The sequence below is a fragment of the Bifidobacterium callitrichos DSM 23973 genome (assembly GCF_000741175.1).
GTDB lineage: Bacteria > Actinomycetota > Actinomycetes > Actinomycetales > Bifidobacteriaceae > Bifidobacterium > Bifidobacterium callitrichos.
Map to the genome: position 1 here is coordinate 165,926 of NZ_JGYS01000007.1, position 19,817 is coordinate 185,742.

Consider the following 19,817-nt stretch of genomic DNA (forward strand, 5'->3'; position numbering starts at 1 on the left):
CTGTGAACAATTGACTGCGGCCATATCAGGTTCGGCATCACGGACCACCCGCCCACTTAGAATGGGCCGCATGCCGAAAAAGAAGTCCTCACTGATCGCTCGACGCGTGTCCACCTTGCTTTTGACATACATCATGCTGTGTGTCGGCGGTGGCATCGTCGTCGCGACCATGGTATCCCCCGCAGTATTCGCGGCCAACGCCGTCGCCAAGGCCGTGGTGCCGTCGCTGAAGGTGGAGGGCGTCGACTTCGACGTCACCTCCCTGCCGCAGAAGTCCGTGATGTACGCCTCCGACGGCAAGACGGAGATCACCGATTTCTACGCCGACAACCGCACCGTCGTGCCGCTCAAGAAGATCTCCAAGGCCATGCAGCACGCGGTCGTCGCACGTGAGGACCGTCGATTCTTCCAGCACCACGGCGTCGACATCCAGGGCACGATGCGCGCGTTCTTCCAGACGTTCGTCAAGAAGGGGGACACGCAGGGCGGATCCACCCTGACCCAGCAGTACGTCAAGAACGTGCTTGCGATGCAGGCGCGCGAGGATGACGATCCGATCGCCGAATACCATGCCTCCGAGCAGACCATCGCCCGCAAGCTGCGCGAGATGCTCATCGCCGTGCAGATGGAGAAGGAGTACTCCAAGCTCGAGATCCTGCAGGGATACCTCAACATCGCCCAGTTCGGCAACCACAACCTGTACGGCGTCGAATCCGCCGCCAAGCGCTACTTCAACACCACGGCCGAGAAGCTCAACGCGATGCAGGCCGCCACGATCGCCGCCATCACCAAGAACCCGGTGAAGTTTGACCCGACCATCGAAGCGAACCTCAAGCGCTCGCAGAACGAGCGCGACACCGTGCTCAAGCTCATGCTCGACCAGGGCTTCATCGATCAGGCCACGTATGACAAATCCGTCGCCACCCCGCTCAAGGACACGCTCGACGTGCAGACCATCGAATCCGGTTGCCAGGTGGCCGGCGACGCCGCGTTCTTCTGCGAGTACGTGACCCGCCAGATCCTCAAGAGCCCCGAGTTCGGCGCCACCGAGGAGGAGCGCAACAAGCTCCTCAAGGAGGGTGGTCTGAAGATCGTCACCACGATGGACGTCAACGCGAACACCCTTGCGATGCAGACCGCACGCAACACGATCCCGCCGGACGATCCGACCGGATTCGAGGTCGCGATGGCCGTGATCAGACCGGGAACCGGCGAGGTGCTCGGCTTCGGCCTCAACCGCACGTTCGACGCCACTGATCGCGCGAAGACCGATTCGACCAGAACGGCCGTCAACTACGCCGTCGATCAGATCGACGGCGGTGGCTGGGGCTTCAACGTGGGATCCACGTGGAAGCCGATCAACCTGGTCGCATGGATGCAGAAGGGCAAGTCCATCAACCAGATGCTGTCCACCTCCACCGTGGTCAACACGAGGGGCTTCAGCTGCAACGGACACAGCTTCGGCGCCATCCCGTGGAAGGTGCAGAACTCTGGCGGCGGCACCGTCTCCTCCGAGTCCCCGCTGCAGGCGCTGGTCCTCTCCCACAACACCACGCAGGCCGCCATGGCCTCGCAGATCGGACTGTGCGCGATCGCCGACGCCGCGAAGTCGCTCGGCTACCACAACTCGATCCAGGGCAAGGAGGACGTCTATGACTCGAACTCCTTCCAGCCGCCGATGGTCATCGGCACCGTGCAGGCCTCGCCGCTGACGATGGCCAACGTGTACGCGACCATCGCCGCCAAGGGCGTCGAGTGCACCCCGATCGCCATCACCAAGATGACCGACACCACCGGCAAGAACTACAAGGTGCCGTCCGCGAACTGCCATCAGGCGATCGACCCGGAGGTGGCCGAGACCGCCGCATACGCGATCAACCAGGGCGTCGTCCGCTCCGGCGGCAACGCGACCCTTGCCCAGCTCGACGGCGGACGCAAGACCTTCGCCAAGACCGGTACGAACGAGGACACGTACATGCTGACCGGCGGATTCATCCCGCAGGTCGCCACCTACGTGGCCGTCGGCAACGCCGAGACCCCGCAGTCGTTCAACTACAAGACGATCAACGGCAAGTACCACGGCACGTGGTACGGCATGTACATCGCCGAGCCGGCATGGCGCGAGTTCATGCAGAACTACGTCAACGCGGTGAATATCCCGATGAACAACGACTACGGCAACCCGAGTTCGAAGTACACGTACGGAGCGTCGTCGACGACCACAAGGAAGAAGAGCTCCACCTCCACCAACGACGACGGCACGGACGGCACGACCGGCGGCGGTACCGGAACCACCGGAGGCACCACCACCGGTGGCACGACCGGCGGCAATGGCGGCACAACCGGTACGACCGGCGGTGGTGCGACCGGCGGAACCGGAACCACCGGAGGCGCGGGTACTACGGGCGGTACGACCGGCGGTGCCGGCGACACCACCCAGCAGGGCGGCGGCGCGCAGTAGTCGGCGTGGGGCTCTCTTCCCCTTGGCTCTCCTTGCCCTTGGCCCTTGTAAGGGGAGGTGGCCCGCAACGCGGGTCTGAGGGGTATCCCAAGCGATTCGCGAACCTACGTACCGCGGTATAGGTCGGTACTCATTGGGAACGTCCACCTCATCGGTGGGCGTTCCTTCGTATATGGAGCGATCGCAGGTCTAGAATGGGAACGTTCATAAATCGTTCATCAGTGAAGAACGGCGTACGGCCGGGGCGATGCGGCCGATCCGCGGATTCTTTTCGTTGCAAATAGGGGGTATGTATGACGGATACCACGGATACCGGTATCACCGACAATGATGGCGCGGACGCGGCAGACGCCGCGCAGGGCGGCATCGAAAGCCCGAGCGGATTCGACTTCCGCGGTCTGACGGTCTCCGGGCTGGCGGCTCCGGCCGCGGCCGTGCCCGCATCCGGCAAGGGCGACGCCAAGTCCGGCAAGGGCGGCAAGTCCGACAAGGGCGACAAGGGCGACAAGGGCGACAAGAAGAAGAGCAAGGACGCGAAGAAGACGGCCAAGTCCGGCAAGGCCGAGAAAGCTGATAAGGCTGACAAGTCCGACAAGGACAACAAGGACAACAAGGACAAGGTCGAGGGCGGCAAGTCCGAGAAGTCCGACAAGACGGACGATTCCGCAGCTGTCACGACGGGCAAACGCTCCATCTTCCCGTTCCTCGGCACGTTCTCCGACAAGCCCGGCTCCAACGGCCCGGCCCTGTTCGAGCCGATGACCCTGCGCGGCCTCACGATCCGCAACCGCATCTGGCTGCCTCCGATGGACACCTACTCCGCGCTCGGACGCGACGGCCGTCCCACTCCGTTCCATTACCAGCACTACGTCTCCCGTGCGCTCGGCGGCTTCGGCATGATCATCGTCGAGGCCACGGCCGTCGCCCCGGAGGGACGCATCTCCCCGTGCGACGTCGGCCTGTGGGACGACGGGCAGATCGACGCATGGCGATGGATCGTCGAGGATATCAAGGCCACCGGTGCCGTCGCCGCGATCCAGCTCAACCATGCTGGCCGCAAGGGTTCGACCGGCTGCTTCGCCGTCGGATATGAGGGTCGCACCGTGCCGCCCGAGGCCGGCGGGTGGGCCACCGTCGCGCCGAGCCCGATCCCGTTCGGCGAGTACACCACGCCGCGCGCCCTGTCCGTCGACGAGATCCACGGACTGGTCGACGCATTCGCCGTGGCAGCCCGCCGCGCCGTCGCCGCTGGATTCCAGGCGATCGAGATTCATGCCGCGCACGGCTATCTGATCTCGCAGTTCCTCGACCCCCTGAGCAACGAGCGCGAGGACGAATACGGCAAGGGCTTCGAAGGCCGCATCCGCTTCCTGCTGGAGGTTGCCGACGCGATCCGCGCCGGAATCCCCGGCGACATGCCGCTGCTCGTGCGCGTCTCCGCGACCGACTGGGCGGCCGGCGGCTGGGATCTCGATCAGACCGTCGCGCTCGCGAGGATCCTCAAGGATCACGGCGTCGATCTGGTGGACGTGTCCACCGGAGGCATCGTCTCCGGCGTCACCGTGCCGGTCAAGCCGGACTATCAGGTGCCGTTCTCCTCGCAGGTGCGCAAGCGCGCCGAGGTTCCGGTCACGGCAGTCGGCCTCATCACCAAGCCGAAGCAGGCCGAAAAGGTACTCGTCAAGGGCAACGCGGACGCGATCGAGATCGGACGCGCGGCCCTGCGCGACCCGTACTGGCCGCTGCGCGCCGCCGACAAGCTCGGCGTTCCTGTCTCCAAGGCCCCCTACGCGCCGCAGTACGTCCGCGGCGCCTTCTGACTTCCGAGTGATGCCTGAGGGATGGTGACTTCTGAATGGCGATTTCTGGGTGGTGTCTTCTGAGTGGTGCCTTCTAGTGTCTCCTACGTCCATCTATCTCAGCGTCACTTTTTCCCGAGATTTCCTCATATCGCGGGAATATGTGACGCTGCCTTCTTCTGGGCGTCACTTTTTCCCGAGCCTAGGGGGGTTTTCGGGAATTTGTGACGCTGAGGACCGTGGTCGGTTGCGTTGGGTGGTCGGTTCTGGAGTGGCTGGTCGTTGGGCGGTTGGTTCTGTGGTGAGCCGGCGTTGAGTGGTCGTTGGGTGGTGAATTCGGAGTGGTGGTTCGGTGCGGTGGTGGTTGGTGTGCTGAGTCGGTGTGGTGGTGAGTCGGTGTGGTGGTGAGTCGGTGTGGTGGTGAGTCGGTGTGGTGGTGAGTCGGTGCGGCGATGGTTTGGTGTGGTGCTGAGCCGCGGTGATGGTTGGTGTGGTGAGCCGTGGTGGTGAGCCGTGTGGCGGTGGTTTGAAGTGGTGAGTCGATGAAACCGTTGATGAAGTAGTCGATGCAGCCGATGGAGCGTGTGACTGCCGTGACGTTTGTGCGAAATGGTGAGACAATGGACTCCATGAGTTACGTTTCGGATAGCTTCTGGCATGACGCCGTCAACAAGGCGACGACCGACCTCTTCACTTTCGGCTATAAGTACGTCATCAAGCCGAATTTCGTCTTCAACGTGCCGCCGGACGAGGCGCATGATCGCATGATCACGTTCTGCCGGGTCACCAAGCACATCCCGCCGCTGCTGTGGGCCGAGCGTACGATGCTCAACTACACCGACCCGATCCTCGAAACCAACGTGATGGACGTCGACTTCGCCAATCCGTTCGGCCTGTCCGCCGGGCTCGACAAGAACTGCGACATGCCCGTGCTGCTTGACAACGCCGGCTTCGGCTTCGAGACCGTCGGCTCGACCACGTCGCGTCCGTGCGCCGGCAACCCCAAGCCGTGGTTCCATCGCCTGCCTGAATACGATTCGATGATGGTGCACGTGGGACTCGCCAACATCGGCTCCGACAAGGTCATCGATCGCGCGGAGAAGGCATGGACGCATGCGCACGACATGCAGGTGTCCGTCTCGATCGCCCGCACCAACGACGACAGGTGCGGTGATCTCGATGAGGGCATCGAGGACTACTGCATCTCGATGCGTCGCGCCGCAGGCCGCACCGCGATGGTCGAGGTGAACGTCTCCTGTCCGAACACGCACGCGGGGGAGCCGTTCACCGACAGTCCGGAGAACCTCGATCGCCTGTTCACTGCGCTCGACGGGATCGATCGCCCGCAGCCGACGCTCGTCAAGATGCCGCTCAACAAGCCGTGGGATGAGATGCGTGAGCTGCTTGAGGTGCTGACCGAGCACAACGTGCAGGGCGTGTCCCTCGCGAACCTCAACAAGGACCGTACGGGCCTCGAGATCCCGCGCGAGTGGGAGGGTGGCCTCTCCGGCGGTCCGTGCACGCGGGCAAGCGAGGAGCTGGTGGCCCGCACCTACCGCGAGTTCGGCGACAGGCTTGCGATCGCCGGCATCGGAGGCGTGTTCACGCCCGAGCAGGCGTATGCGAAGATCCGCGCCGGCGCGAGCCTGGTCATGTTCATCTCCTCGCTCATGTACCGCGGCCCCCAGCAGATCACGGTCTTGAAGCGCGGGCTCGCCGAACTGCTGCGTCGCGACGGTTTCAGCTCCGTATCCGAGGCCGTCGGCGTCGACGCCTGATCCACGCGTCGCCCTGCCCTTTCCATCCCCTATCCCTGTTCCCCGCGAGCCCCAGCCTCCAGCCGCCCTGCCTTTCCCGGCGTCCGATCCTCCGATCCTATAGGATCGGAGGATTTGAGGTGGTTTGGTGCAGTGTATTCGTCAGATTCTGTAGGATCGGACGCATGGGTTCGTCTCGTCGTGGCGGGCGGGGGATGACTACGTCGTCGATGTGCCGTTTTGTTCGCTAACGTTTGCAAAACCGAAAATTCCTTGCGCGAAACGCACAAGTCGGTTTGGTAAATGGGCGTTTGTGTGCGATAATGTTCGTATGATATCGTCACAACGTCAACACCTGATACTGAGCAGGCTTCGCACCAGAGGTGCCGTGCGAATCACGGCCCTGAGTAAGGAACTCGGCGTTTCCGCGATGACCATCCGCCGCGATATCGCCGAACTTGCCGACAAGGGACTGCTCAAACGCGTCCATGGCGGCGCCGTCACCACCAGCACGCTGCTGAGCGAACCGCTGTTCTCTGTAAAGTCGCAGATGGACATCGGTCTCAAGGACGCCATCGCGCAGGAGGCCATCAAGTATGTGTCTCCCGGTGACGTCATCGCCATCGGCGGCGGCACCACGGCCTACGTCTTCGCGCAGCACCTGCTGGAAAGCCAGCAGGCCAGCGGCATCACCATCCTCACCAATTCGATTCCGGTCGCCGAACTCGTGCAGGCGCTCGAATCGAAGGACGTCGAGGTCATCGTCACCGGAGGCGTCACCACGCGATCCAACTCGCTCGTCGGTCCGATCGCCGACAAGGTCATCGCCTCCCTGCGCGTCAACACCGTCTTCCTCGGCACGCATTCCGTGTCGATTCCCCGCGGCTTCCTCATGCCCAACTCGCTGGAGGCCGCAACCGATATGGCGATGATGGGCATCGCCGATCGCACCATCATTTTGACCGATCACACCAAGTGGAGCTGCACATCGCTGTCGTTGTTCGCGCGGTTCGACCAGGTGGAAACGGTCATTACAGACGACGGTCTCGATCCGGATACCGCCGCCAAAACGAAGGAACTGGTCAATGAGCTCGTCCTGGCCGAACAGGTCGAGCCCGCACAGGAAAGTGAGCAGCAGTAACCATGACCGAATTCGCAGCCTACGAGCCCGGCGAATACGCCAAGGAACACATCCGCATCACGCCGACGAAACTCGCCGACGGACGCGACTTCTTCTATCTCGACGACGATCCGGAGTACGTCTCCGGCAAGAAGACCCGCGAGCTCAAGGACCCGCGCGACCTGCCGTACCGTTTCAGCAACCAGCTGAACGCCGCCGGCGAGGAGGTGCCGTACGCGGCCCCCGAAATGCGCCGCGACCCGCTGACCGGCGACTGGATCCCGATGGCGACCGCCCGCATGAACCGCCCGATCACCGCCGGCCCCGGCGCCACCGCGAAGGGCAACCCGCTGGCCGCCCGCAAGCCCGGCGACCCGTACCAGGACGGCGAGGTTCCGGACACCGACTACAACGTCGTCGTCTTCGAGAACCGCTTCCCGTCGATGGTCCGCGTGCCCGGCCGCTCCGAGGACGTCACCTTCGTCGACGGCAACCCGCTGTGGGAGAAGAAGATGGCCGCCGGCCGCTGCGAGGTCATCTGCTTCGACCCCGACGAGCACGGCCTGCCGGCCGACCTGCCGGTGTCCCGCCTGCGCACCGTCGTCGAGGCCTGGGCGTTCCGCACCGCCGAGATCTCCAGGATGGAGGGCATCGAGCAGATCTTCCCGTTCGAGAACCACGGCCAGGAGATCGGCGTCTCCCTCGCCCACCCGCACGGCCAGGTCTACTGCTACCCGTTCATCGCCCCGAAGATGGAGAAGGAGCTCCAGCACACCGAGGCCTACCATGAGAAGACCGGCGGCAACCTGCTCAAGGACCTGATGAACGCCGAGCTCGAGGCCAAGGAGCGCGTCGTCCTGCGCAACCACAGCTGGGTCGCCTACGTGCCGGCCGCCGCCCGCTGGCCCCTCGAGGTCCATGTGGCCCCGGTGCGCGACGTCCTCACCCTCGACGAGCTCAACGACCAGGAGCGCTGGGACCTCGCCTCGATGTACTCGCACCTGCTCAAGCGCGGCAACGCGTTCTTCGACAAGGGCGACGGCAAGGGCATGGACCTGCCGTACATCGCCGCCTGGCACCAGGCCCCGATCCACGACCCGCGCCGCGCGAACTACCGTCTGAACCTCCAGTTCTTCAGCTTCCGCCGCGCCGCCAACAAGATCAAGTACCTCGCCGGCTCCGAATCCGGCATGGCCGCCTGGATCTCCGACACCACCCCGGAGCTCATCGCCAAGCGCTTCCACGAGCTGGGCGACATCGACATCGCCGACTGAGCGTCCGCCCGGCCGTCACGACTCCGATCGCAATCGCAATCGCAATCAAAAAAAGAAAAGAAAACAAGGAAACACACCAATGACCGATGTTGAATTCATTGAGCCGCTTTCCCACGAAGAAGGCGTGTCCAAGGCCACCAAGCTGTTCGTCGACACCTTCGGCACCGCGCCCGAGGGCGTGTGGGGCGCGCCGGGCCGCGTCAACCTGATCGGCGAGCACACCGACTACAACGCCGGACTGTGCCTGCCGATCGCCCTGCCGCACCGCACGTTCATCGCCCTGAAGCCGCGTGAGGACACCAAGGTGCGCGTCGTCTCCGACGTCGCCCCGGACAAGGTTACCGAGGCCGATCTCGATGGCCTCAAGGCCCGCGGCGTGGATGGCTGGGCCGCCTACCCGGTGGGCGTCGCCTGGGCTCTGCGCGAGGCCGGCTTCACCAAGGTGAAGGGCTTCGATGCCGCGTTCACCTCCTGCGTGCCGCTCGGCTCGGGTCTGAGCTCCTCCGCCGCGATGACCTGCTCCACGGCGCTCGCCCTCGACGACGTGTACAACCTCGGCTACGGCGACTCCGACGCCGGCCGCGTGACCCTCATCAACGCCGCCATCAAGTCCGAGAACGAGATGGCCGGCGCCTCCACCGGCGGCCTCGACCAGAACGCCTCGATGCGCTGCACCGCCGGCCACGCGCTGCTGCTCGACTGCCGTCCGGAGCTGACCCCGCTGGAGAACGTCTCCCAGCAGGAGTTCGACCTCGACAAGTACAACCTCGAGCTGCTCGTCGTCGACACCCAGGCCCCGCACCAGCTGAACGACGGCCAGTACGCCCAGCGCCGCGCCACTTGCGAGGAGGCCGCCAAGGTCCTCGGAGTCGCCAACCTGCGCGTCGCCGCCGACGGCATCTCCAAGGCCGACGACCAGTTCCAGGCCTTGAAGGAGACCCTTGACGCCCTGCCCGACGAGACGATGAAGAAGCGTGTGCGTCACGTCGTCACCGAGATCGAGCGCGTCCGCTCCTTCGTGCGCGCCTTCGCCAAGGGCGACATCCAGGCCGCGGGACGCCTGTTCAACGCCTCCCACGACTCCCTCGCCGCCGACTACGAGGTCACCGTGCCCGAGCTCGACATCGCCGTGGACGTGGCCCGCAAGAACGGCGCCTACGGTGCGCGCATGACCGGCGGCGGCTTCGGCGGCTCCATCATCGCGCTCGTTGACAAGGGTCGCTCCCAGGAGGTTGCCCAGAAGATCGCCGACGAGTTCGAGCGTCAGGGCTTCCACGCCCCGCGCGCCCTCGCCGCGTACGCCGCGCCGTCCGCCTCTCGCGAGGCGTGACGCACGCGGCCCGCGAGGCGTGACGCCCCGCTGATCCGCCGTCCGGTCCGTCGCCGCGACACGCGCGGCGGACTTACGAAAAAACCGGAAATGTACTACGGTCGCTTCTCGACTTGATAACCGCATGCCGCTTGGCGTTTTCCACGCCAGACGGCATGCGGTTTTTCGTTGTCCGCCGGAACCCGGACGTTAGGGGTTCCCGGTTCCCCGCGATGTTGCCGCCGCCCGTGCGTTTCGCATGTGTGTTTCGCATGAAACGTGATGCGGGTGTGCGTCAGCCATGCCCGTGGAAGCCGTCCGGCGGCGACAGAGATCCAAGAGACAAGAAGAGGTATCCCGTTGTCCGATATGACAACCGACCGTAGTGACGCAACCCGCAAACCGCATCTCGACAATCCCTCCTACGAGATCGCCACGCCCGTTCCCGGCGGCGAACCCGCATCGCGCTTCGAGCATCCGCACCGCGTGATGCTCGGCCTGTACTTCGCCGTGTTCCTCGGCATGCTCTCCGAAACGTCGATGAACATCGCCATTCCCGATCTGATGGACGACTTCGGCGTCTCCTCCGGCACCGCCCAGTGGATGGTAGTCGGCTACATGCTCGCCATCGGCGTGGTGCTGCCGTGCGTCGGGTTCCTGCTCAAGTGGGTGAAGGCCAAGACGCTCGTCATGGCCGCGCTCGTCTGCTTCCTCGCTGGTGCTATCGTGTGCACGATCGCCCCCACGTTCCCCGTGCTGCTCGCCGGCCGTATCGCTCAGGGCGTGAGCACCGGCGTCGTGCTGCCCACCATGTACGCGGCCATCATGCGCGTGTTCCCGCCCCATCGCATCGGCGCCGCGAACGGCGTCGCCGGCCTCGTCATCATGTTCGCGCCGGTCATCGGCCCGACCATCGCCGGCGCGCTCATCGGCGCGGTCTCCTGGCGTGCGATCTTCGCGCTGTTTGCCGTCATCGCCGTCATCGCGCTCGTGTGCACCGCATTGTTCTTCGTCACCCCGATCGAACGCACGCGTCCGGCCGTCGACGTGATCTCCATCATCGCGTCCGCGCTCGGCTTCGGCGGCCTCGTCGCGGGCGTGAGCCTGGTCGCCGACATGGGCTTCTCGCCCCTCGTCGTCACGCTGCTCGTCGTCGGCGTCGTCGTGCTCGCGTTCTACGCGTACCGCCAGCTGCACATCGCGGCGCCGCTGCTCGACCTGCGCGCGCTCGGCGTCGCCGCGTTCCGCACGCCGGCGATCATGGTGAGCTGCTCGTTCGCCTGCACGCTCGCGTTCATGTACCTGGTGCCGCAGGAGCTGCAGCGCGGCCTCGGACTGAGCTCCACCGTCGCCGGTCTGCTCATGCTGCCCGGCGGAGTCGTCAACGCCGTATGCACGCTGATGGCCGGCCGTCTGTTCGACCGTCACGGTGCGAAGCGACTCGTGTGGATCGGCGCGGCGATGACCGTGGTCGGCGGTGTGCTGTTCTACGCGATCGGCGTCGGTTCGTCGATCGTGCTGTTCCTCGCCGCGCACATCATCGTGATGGTGGGCATCCCGTTCATCCAGCAGTCCACGCAGTCCGCCGCGCTGAAGGCGCTTCCGGGCCGCATGGCGGCGGACGGCAGCACGATCCTCAACACGATGCAGCAGGTGTTCGGCGCGATCTCCACCGCAATCGCGACCTGTCTGCTCGGCCTCGGTCAGACGCACTATATGGCGACCGGCGGCACGGATACCGAGTGGGGGTTCGTGACCGGATCGCGCTATGGCTACCTGTTCGGACTGGCGCTGATCGTCTGCGTGTTCGCGTGCTCGTTCATGCTGCGTGAGCGTGCGCATGAGCCGGAGCTCACTGAGGTGGACGTCGATGGCGTCGCGCGCAAGGACAAGGTCGTCGCGGCATGATCGTCGTTCCTCGTCCGTGACGGCACGTTGACGGTATCGACGTGAACCACCGCCCCGCCGACGCTCCGACTGAGACGGAGCGGGCGGGGGATACGGGTGTCTTCCTATACTTGGAAGACACCCGTTTTTGTTTTCGATTTCAGGAGCGCCATGAACAAGGCAATCATCACCGTCGTCGGCCAGGACACCGTCGGCATCATCGCACGAGTCTGCACCTACCTGTCGAATCACCACGTCAACGTGCTCGACATCTCGCAGACCATCATCGACGGATTCTTCAACATGATGATGATCGTCGACTACTCGAACTCGGACAAGGAGTTCAGCGCCATGGTCGGCAACCTCGAGGACCTCGGCGACGACATCGGCGTGCGCATCCGCTGCCAGCGCGAGGAGATCTTCACCAAGATGCATCGCATTTGATCGACGGCCTCGAAAGGAACAACACCATGCTGAATATCATGGAGGTCCACGAGACCAACCAGATGATCGAGCAGGAGAAGCTCGACGTGCGCACCATCACGATGGGCATCTCGCTGCTCGACTGCGCGAGCGAGTCCGTCGACGAGACCTGCGACAACATCTACCGCAAGATCACCACGTACGCGAAGGACCTCGTCTCCACCGGCGAGGACATCGAACGCGACTACGGCATTCCGATCGTCAACAAGCGCATCACCGTCACCCCGATCTCATTGGTCGGCGCCAGCTGCTGCAAGACCACCGAGGACTTCGTCAAGATCGCGCACGCGCTCGACAGTGCCGCGAAGGAGGTCGGCGTCAACCTGATCGGCGGCTACTCCGCGCTCGTCTCCAAGGCCATGACCCCGGCCGAGGAGCTGCTCATCCGTTCGCTGCCGCAGGCCCTGAGCGAGACCGAGGTCGTCTGCTCGTCGGTCAACGTCGGCTCGACGAAGACCGGCATCGACATGAACGCGGTCGAGCTGCTCGGCCACATCATCAAGGACATCGCGCACCGTACGGCCGACAACGACTCCTACGGCTGCGTGAAGTTCGTGGCGTTCTGCAACGTGCCCGACGACAACCCGTTCATGGCCGGCGGCTTCCACGGCGTCACCGAGGGCGATGCGGTCATCAACGTCGGCGTCTCCGGCCCGGGCGTCGTCTCCCGTGCGCTCGACGCCGCCAAGGGCAGGGACTTCGAGTTCCTGTGCGAGACGATCAAGCGCACCGCGTTCAAGATCACTCGCGTCGGCCAATTGGTCGCGCAGGAGGCGTCGCGTCGACTCGGCGTGCCGTTCGGCATCATCGACCTGTCGCTCGCGCCCACCCCGGCCGTCGGCGATTCGGTCGGCGAGGTATTGGAGAAGATCGGCCTCGAGCAGGTCGGCGCGCCCGGCACCACCGCGGCCCTCGCGATGCTCAACGATCAGGTCAAGAAGGGCGGCATCATGGCGTCGTCCTACGTCGGCGGCCTGTCCGGCGCGTTCATCCCGGTCTCCGAGGACAAGAACATGATCGATGCGGCGGCCTCCGGATGCCTGACGATCGAGAAGCTCGAGGCGATGACCTGCGTGTGCTCGGTCGGCCTCGACATGATCGCGATCCCCGGCGACACCACGGCTGCCACGATCTCCGGCCTCATCGCCGATGAGGCGGCCATCGGCATGGTCAACCAGAAGACCACCGCCGTGCGCGTCATCCCGGTCGAAGGCAAGGGTGTGGGCGAGATGGCGAACTTCGGCGGACTCATGGGCTACGCGCCGATCATCCCCGTCAACCAGACGTCGTGTGAGGCGTTCGTCATCCGCGGCGGCCGCATCCCCGCCCCGATCCACAGTTTCAAGAATTGATTCGGCTGATTCGGTGGCGCGGCTGGCCCGCTAACCCTCGATCTGTCTGCCAGTCAACGTGATTATTGGTTGTTTTTTCCGTTGACTGGCAGCATATCGTGCCACTCAACGCGATTTCCTCGAAATATCGCGTTGACTGGCAGCGCATGCATCTCAATGGCTCTCATCTCGCAAGACGGATCGTTGGAAAACCGCCATTTATGCGCTTGTTCATGTCGCATATAACCGTGGAAAGCCCGATGCTTCTGCCAGTCAACGCAGAAAACCACCAAAATCGCGTTGAATGGCACGAAATGCTGCCAGTCAACGGAAAAACCATCGACAATCGCGTTGACTGGCAGTGCATGACCGTCCAGACGACGATTCGTCCTTAGTCAAATGGACGCGAGACCTCGGAAGGCCGTGTGGGCAGAGCATGTCCTATGCTCGATTGTCGTCCGTGACGGTGGAACGGATAACAGGATGAATCAGACGGTGGGAAACAGGACCATGAGCGAGAACAACGAGAACCAGACCATGCCCGGGGAGGGCGAGACTTCCTCCAACCCGGAGGACAAGGTCGAGAAGATGTTCGAATACGGTTATCGTAAGTCGAACTACGGGCCGGACGAACTGGTGACCGACGCGCACGGCAACCCGATCTCGGTGGTCGACGCGATGCTCTCCGCCGAGAAGGCCGCCGAGACGGAGACCGTCACCCCGCACCTGTGCTACTACAGCCCGCGCATCCCCGGCAACACCGGTTCGGCGATCCGCCTGTGCGCGGTCACCGGCACGATCCTGCATCTGGTCGAGCCGCTCGGCTTCAACCTGCGCGATACCAAACTGCGCCGCGCCGGCCTCGATTACCACGACATGGCGCACGTCGTACTGCACCCGAACTTCGAGAACCTCGTCGAGTCGATGCCGAACTCGCGCATCATCGCGTTCACCGCGCACGCCACGAAGCTGTACACGGAGATCGACTACCGTCCGACCGACATCCTCCTGTTCGGCCCCGAGCCGGGCAACATCCCCGACCCGATGGACATCATGGCCGGACCGCATGTGGCCGAACAGGTGAGGCTTCCGATGCGCCCGAGCCTGCGCAGCCTCAACCTCACCAACTGCGCGTCGATCGCGATCTACGAGGCGTGGCGCCAGTTGAACTTCGCCGGCGGCAGATGAGTCGGGAACTCCCGATACTCCCGATAGGTGATGGCCGCGTTCGCATCGTGCTTCACGATGCCGGTTCGCGTCCACTTATCCGAGTCGAGCAACCGGTCGTAGTCGCGCGTCGTCGACCATGACAGCAGCGTGAACCCTGTCGCGTCGAGGTCGTCAAGAGACCGCAGTTGCGCGGCCGACCCATGTAGGGGCGCGTATCCGCCGCGCGCCGGCACGTCGTCGGCGTCGAGGAAACGGTAGGCCGGGCAGTCGCGGTAGTACCAGTACGCGTCGATGTACGTGTATTCGTCCTGCGCGACCACCGGATGTGTCTCGGAACATTCGACCTGACGGCTCAGGGCGGCCGATCCGGGCGTGTCATCGCGATCGAAACTGTGATTGCCCCGCACCCCGAACACGATGGCGCCGGCGAGGATCGTGACCAGCGTCACTACGTAGGCGATTCCGGTGAGGTGTCGGAAGACTGTGGTTCGGCGGAGTACGGCTATGCCCGGCGATGGTGCCGGCGATGCCCGGCCCTCGGTGAGGGGCATGGCGAACGATACGCCCAGCGTCGTGTAGAGGAACGGCGCGACTACGCTCAGATAGCGCACCGAGAACATGCCGTATCCGCCGTTCGCCGTCTCCTGGATCGCCGACCAGAGTATGAGCAACGTTGTCGGTACGACGAACAGCATGACGATCAACGTCATCGCCGACATGCGATCCATGTCGCTTGTCTGATCCTCTCGATTCTTGTGATTCATCCCGTTTTCCGCATCCGTCCATCGCGGTGTGCACATACATGCCGTGTACGCCGCGACCAGCGATCCGGCGGCCGCCAGCACGATCGCCCCGACCATCAATGACGCCGGCGCGGGAATCTCGTCCTCGGTCATGCCGAGCAGCATCACGTCGAGCGCGTTCGCCACGCCGGACATGTTCATCCTGCGCGTCACCGGCGGCAGTACGGAGGAGGAACCGCGGACCTGTCCGATCGCGGCCGGCATCCAAGGCAGGAACAGCAGGATCGACGCGACGTAGGCGAGCATCCAACGCCATCCATGCCATGTGCCATCGGCTCGGGTCCCTCCCGATTCGTCCCGTCGCACCGCCTTCACCGAGCGGATGGCCAGCCAGACCGCGTGCGTGAACCAGACGAAGGCGGTCAGATACAGGGTCAGCATGCCCAACGCGACGATCACCGCGTACGCCGCCCACCAACCGAGGACCGCGGACGGGCTTCGCGATTCGGTCCGTGGTGCGGCCGGTCCCGGTCGCGTCTGGCCGGTATGGCGAACCACGGTGATGCCCGCGGCGTGCACGAGCGCATAGGTGCCGAGCGTGGCGAGCAGCATCGCCATCGAGTACATGCGCAGCTCGTAGCCGTAGCGCAGCATGAACCCGCCGCACAGCAACAACGGCATGCACAGGCACGCGACGCGCTCGCCGAACAGGTCGCGCAGCATGACGAGCAGTGTCAGCACGGCGGCCCCGAGCAGCAGACAATTGAACGTACGCAGCATGTCGATGTTCCCCTGCGCCAGCGGCATCCACGACTTGAGCATCAGGTAGTAGAGCGGCGGATGGGCGTCCACGGCGGTCAGCCTGATGAGTTCCGGCACCGGCTTCGAGGCGAGGATCAGCGAATACTGTTCGTCGAACCACAGGGATCGTCCGCGTCCCATCAGCGCGCTGGCCGTCGTGACGGCGGCGGCGCAGCACAACGCCGACACGGGGAATGGGATGGGAAGGATGGGACGTGGGTGCGGGCGCATCCGGTTCGGGACGGGGGAGGTGGCGTCTGCGTGGAATCGGCATGCGGAGGGGCGTGGGCGTGACATGGCTGGGTTTCCTGTGACGATTGCCGGCGCCTACCGCGACGCCGGCTCCCTGAAGTTGTCCCCGAGGTTGCCGTCGCGCACGATGTAGCTCGGCCGTCGCTTCGTCTCGAGATACGTCTTCGCCAGATACCGGCCGATCACCCCGAGACACAGCAGCTGCAACCCACCGATGAACGTGACGATGCAGGCGAGTGACGGCCAGCCCGCCACGGGATCGCCGAACAGGGCCGCGCGCACGGCGATGAAGCAGGTGGCGCCGAACGCGACCGCGCACAATAGCAGACCGATGTAGGAGGCGATGGTCAGCGGCATCGTGGAACAGGACATGAGACCGTCGATCGCGTATCCGGTCAGCGTGAGGAAGTTCCATGTCGTGCGTCCGGCCGCGCGTTTCGCGTTCGGGTACTCGATCCACGCGGTGCGGAATCCGACCCACGCATACAGCCCCTTGGAGAACCGGTTGCGTTCGGGCAGCGCGGTGATCGCGTCGACCATGGCCCTGCGCATCATGCGGAAGTCGCGCGCGCCGTCGGGCACCTCGACCGGCGACACGAGGTTCATGAGACGGTAGAACAGTCGGGAGAACGCCGATCGGATCGGAGGCTCGCCGGCGCGTGTGGTACGTCGCGTCGCCACGCAATCAAGCGTCGGATCGTCGGCCAGCATGGCGGCCATGCGAGGCAAGAGCGACGGCGGATCCTGCAGATCGGCGTCCATCACGGCCACGAGGTCGCCGCTCGCCGCGTCGAGTCCGGCGAGTAGCGCGCCCTCCTTGCCGAAGTTGCGCGACAGCGACATCCATCGGACGTCGAACGGCCATGTGCCGCTCGCCGCCTCGCGCAGCAGCTGGGCGGTGCGGTCGCGGGAGCCGTCGTCCACGAACACCAGTTCGACGCGCATGCCGGGCGCGGCCGCGTCGATGTCGTCGATGGTGTCGGCCATCGCCGCGAGGAACAGCGGGATGCAGTCCTCCTCGTTGTAGGAGGGCACCACGATGGACAGGGTGGATGCGTTATGCATGGGAGCCTCTTTCTCTCGCGTTTTGCTTCTTCGTGATTTCGCGATGACTTCATTGTCGGTTTGGGCGACGACGAACTTGCCTGTAGTCGCCCTGAACGGACCCTGATTCATGTCCGGGTTGTCCTCATAACGGCTACGGGATGACGTAGGGGTTGTCGGGGCGTCGTGTCGTCGGCGGCTGTACGGCGTGGCCGGCACAATGGGGTCCTTGACGAAAGGGGTGGAAATGGTGCGGAACGGTGATCGGACTGACAGCGGTCGGGCTGATGGTCGGATCGATGGAACCGGCGTGGTGGCGTCCGGTGATGCGGGCGATACCGGTCCGACTGATCGGGCGAACCGCGCCGAACGCGTCCGCCTCAGGCTAGCCGCGTGGTGGGAGGCGAATGCGCGCGACCTGCCGTGGCGGTTCGGGCGCGCGACCCCGTGGGGCGTATTGGTCTCCGAGGTGATGAGCCAGCAGACGCAGATGAGCCGCGTCGTGCCGTACTGGACCCAATGGATGGAACGCTGGCCCGATGCCGGGGCACTCGCCGCCGCGCCCAAGGCCGACGTGATCACCGCGTGGGGGCGTCTCGGCTACCCGCGCCGCGCGCTGCGATTGCAGGAGTGCGCGCACGTCGTCTCAAGCGAATGCGGCGACGAATTGCCGCGCGCGTACGACGCGCTTGTCGCGCTGCCCGGGGTCGGCGACTACACCGCGTCCGCCGTGATGAGCTTCGCGTACGGCGAGCGCGTGGCCGTGATCGACACGAACATCCGTCGCGTGCTCTCCCGGTTGTTCCGTGGCGAGGAGTCGCGCGGGGGAGCGGCCAGTCCCTTGGAGCGCGCGCTCGCGAACGAAGTGCTGCCGTCGGATGGTGGCGATTCGGATGATGGTCCGGATGATGGTCCGGATGATGCCGTGATGAAGGTGCCGTCGGGTGTTTCACACGGTGTTTCACACGGTGTTTCACGACATGTTCCGCGTGCGACGCCGCCGTCGGTCGTGTGGAACCAGTCGGTGATGGAGCTGGGCGCGCTGGTGTGCACGGCGAAGAACCCGTTGTGCGAGCAGTGCCCGGTGTCGGACGACTGCGCGTTCCTCGCCGCCGGGCGTCCGGGGTTGGGGGAGCGGCGCACCAGGCCACGACAGAGGTTCGAAGGCACCGACCGCCAGGTGCGCGGCATCGTGCTCAAGGCGTTGCGTGAGCTGCCTGCCGAGTCCGTGGGTTCCCAGGATCCCGATTCCCTGCCGCGCGAGCGGGTTGAGGCGCTGTGGCGTGACCATGTCCAGCTCGACGCCTGCATCGCGGGTCTTGACGAGGACGGGTTGATCGAGATCCTGCCCGACGGGGCTTTGAGGCTGCCGCGGGGCTAGGCCCGGCGCGTGTGAGGTATTGGGAGAATCGTCTGTTCCGCGCGTATCGAACGCGTTCGTCCGTACACTGGGGATGTTATGGCAGTCAGGAGGAGCAGCATGGGCGGAACCGTGAATCCCGGCGGTGCGGGTCGTCCGGGGATGACGTCGGGGAACGGGGCGTCGGGTCGGTCGGCCGGCAGTGACCGGTCTGGCGGTTCGTCTGCCGGTAGGCCCAACGGGAAGAAGCGTAAGCTCAGCAAGCGCCAGCGCGCGATCTACCGTCGTCGTCGCATCGTCGTGTTCTCGGCGCTCGTCGTCGTCCTGTTCGTGCTGGGATTCACCGTGTACAGCCTCGGACGAGGAGCCGGTGCGGTCATCAACGTGGCCACGGGCAACGCCAGCCATGCCGTCCTCGAACGCTCCACCTCGCCCGAACCGCATCACAGTGCCACCGTGAAGAACTGCACGGCGAAGAACACGCGGCTTGAACTGACGGCGAAGACCGCCACCGTCGCGGTCGGCGGCTCGCTTGACTGGGTGGCGACGATCACGCACGAGGGTTCCGACTCCTGCATCATCGACGCGTCCGACTCCGGGCGCGTGCTCACCATCACCTCCGGCGGCGAAACCGTGTGGCGCTCCGACTCCTGTCCGACCGAGGCGCGCACGCTCCTCATGGCCAAGGGCGACAAGGACGTCCAGACGATCACGTGGAACGCGAGCCGCACGTCCGACCAGTGCGTCAAGAACCGGGACGATCTGCCCAAGGTGGATCGCGGCACGTACGTGGGCGTGCTGAGTCTCAAGAACGCGCCGAAGGTCAAGAGTCAGCCGGTCACGGTCGAGGTGCAGTGACGGCTGAGAGCGTCTGTAGCGTCTGTAGTGGAAGCGCGGGACGTCACTGGGGCGCTGTCGACACCGGCAAATGCCGAAAATACCGAATCGGCCGCCAATAGTCATGTGATTTGTGAAGGAAATGTGCTGATTTGATTCCGTCGTGTGGGGAGATCGTCTCGCCGCGGT

The 19,817-nt window shown here is 64.7% G+C and carries 15 protein-coding genes; 13 read left to right on the forward strand and 2 right to left on the reverse strand.

The features are described 5' to 3' along the window. Positions 1-61 precede the first annotated feature (61 nt). The 11 genes from BCAL_RS05730 (at position 62) to BCAL_RS05775 (ending at position 14,609) form a co-directional block, all read left to right on the forward strand. Positions 62-2,461, forward strand: a complete 2,400-nt coding sequence (locus BCAL_RS05730; protein ID WP_081887282.1) for a transglycosylase domain-containing protein — start codon at positions 62-64, stop codon at positions 2,459-2,461. A 293-nt stretch (positions 2,462-2,754) separates the two neighbouring features. After that, positions 2,755-4,281 (forward strand): NADH:flavin oxidoreductase/NADH oxidase, encoded by a 1,527-nt coding sequence (locus BCAL_RS05735; protein ID WP_081887283.1) that lies wholly within the window; start codon positions 2,755-2,757, stop codon positions 4,279-4,281. Positions 4,282-4,889: 608 nt separating this feature from the next. Further along, positions 4,890-6,038, forward strand: coding sequence for a quinone-dependent dihydroorotate dehydrogenase (locus BCAL_RS05740; RefSeq protein ID WP_043165239.1), 1,149 nt, complete (start codon positions 4,890-4,892; stop codon positions 6,036-6,038). Positions 6,039-6,348: 310 nt separating this feature from the next. Continuing rightward, positions 6,349-7,158 carry a DeoR/GlpR family DNA-binding transcription regulator gene (locus tag BCAL_RS05745; RefSeq protein ID WP_043165103.1) on the forward strand — a complete coding sequence of 270 codons (810 nt, stop codon included), beginning with the start codon at positions 6,349-6,351 and terminating at the stop codon, positions 7,156-7,158. Between the two features lie 2 nt (positions 7,159-7,160). Continuing rightward, positions 7,161-8,411, forward strand: a complete 1,251-nt coding sequence (galT, locus tag BCAL_RS05750) for a galactose-1-phosphate uridylyltransferase (RefSeq protein ID WP_043165105.1) — start codon at positions 7,161-7,163, stop codon at positions 8,409-8,411. A gap of 79 nt (positions 8,412-8,490) precedes the next feature. Beyond that, positions 8,491-9,741 (forward strand): galactokinase, encoded by a 1,251-nt coding sequence (galK, locus tag BCAL_RS05755; RefSeq protein WP_043165107.1) that lies wholly within the window; start codon positions 8,491-8,493, stop codon positions 9,739-9,741. Positions 9,742-10,089: 348 nt separating this feature from the next. After that, on the forward strand, positions 10,090-11,628 hold the full coding sequence (locus tag BCAL_RS05760; protein ID WP_081887284.1) for an MFS transporter: 1,539 nt from the start codon (positions 10,090-10,092) through the stop codon (positions 11,626-11,628). A gap of 150 nt (positions 11,629-11,778) precedes the next feature. Beyond that, positions 11,779-12,051, forward strand: coding sequence for an ACT domain-containing protein (locus BCAL_RS05765; RefSeq protein WP_043165110.1), 273 nt, complete (start codon positions 11,779-11,781; stop codon positions 12,049-12,051). A gap of 26 nt (positions 12,052-12,077) precedes the next feature. After that, the gene (locus tag BCAL_RS05770) at positions 12,078-13,442 is read left to right on the forward strand and encodes a PFL family protein (RefSeq protein ID WP_043165241.1); all 1,365 of its coding nucleotides are present in this window, start codon (positions 12,078-12,080) and stop codon (positions 13,440-13,442) included. Positions 13,443-13,540: 98 nt separating this feature from the next. Then, positions 13,541-13,816 (forward strand): hypothetical protein, encoded by a 276-nt coding sequence (locus BCAL_RS13165; RefSeq protein WP_152600321.1) that lies wholly within the window; start codon positions 13,541-13,543, stop codon positions 13,814-13,816. A gap of 115 nt (positions 13,817-13,931) precedes the next feature. After that, positions 13,932-14,609: a tRNA (cytidine(34)-2'-O)-methyltransferase gene (locus tag BCAL_RS05775; protein WP_420796812.1), complete on the forward strand. Its 678-nt coding sequence runs from the start codon at positions 13,932-13,934 to the stop codon at positions 14,607-14,609. Here the strand turns inward: BCAL_RS05775 and BCAL_RS05780 are convergent. Both BCAL_RS05780 and BCAL_RS05785 read right to left on the reverse strand, forming a co-directional pair. Next, positions 14,567-16,324 carry a glycosyltransferase family 39 protein gene (locus tag BCAL_RS05780; protein ID WP_152600322.1) on the reverse strand — a complete coding sequence of 586 codons (1,758 nt, stop codon included), beginning with the start codon at positions 16,322-16,324 and terminating at the stop codon, positions 14,567-14,569. The genes BCAL_RS05775 and BCAL_RS05780 overlap by 43 nt on opposite strands. Before the next feature lie 138 nt (positions 16,325-16,462). Beyond that, entirely contained in the window at positions 16,463-17,452 is a 990-nt protein-coding gene (locus BCAL_RS05785) for a glycosyltransferase family 2 protein (protein WP_043165112.1), read from the reverse strand. A 289-nt stretch (positions 17,453-17,741) separates the two neighbouring features. On the opposite strand from BCAL_RS05785, the gene BCAL_RS05790 reads away from it, so the two are divergent. Continuing rightward, a complete protein-coding gene (locus BCAL_RS05790; protein ID WP_238549630.1) occupies positions 17,742-18,812 on the forward strand; it encodes an HhH-GPD family protein in 1,071 nt (356 codons plus the stop codon). 99 nt (positions 18,813-18,911) lie between these two features. After that, positions 18,912-19,649 (forward strand): hypothetical protein, encoded by a 738-nt coding sequence (locus BCAL_RS05795; RefSeq protein WP_238549631.1) that lies wholly within the window; start codon positions 18,912-18,914, stop codon positions 19,647-19,649. Positions 19,650-19,817: the final 168 nt, after the last annotated feature.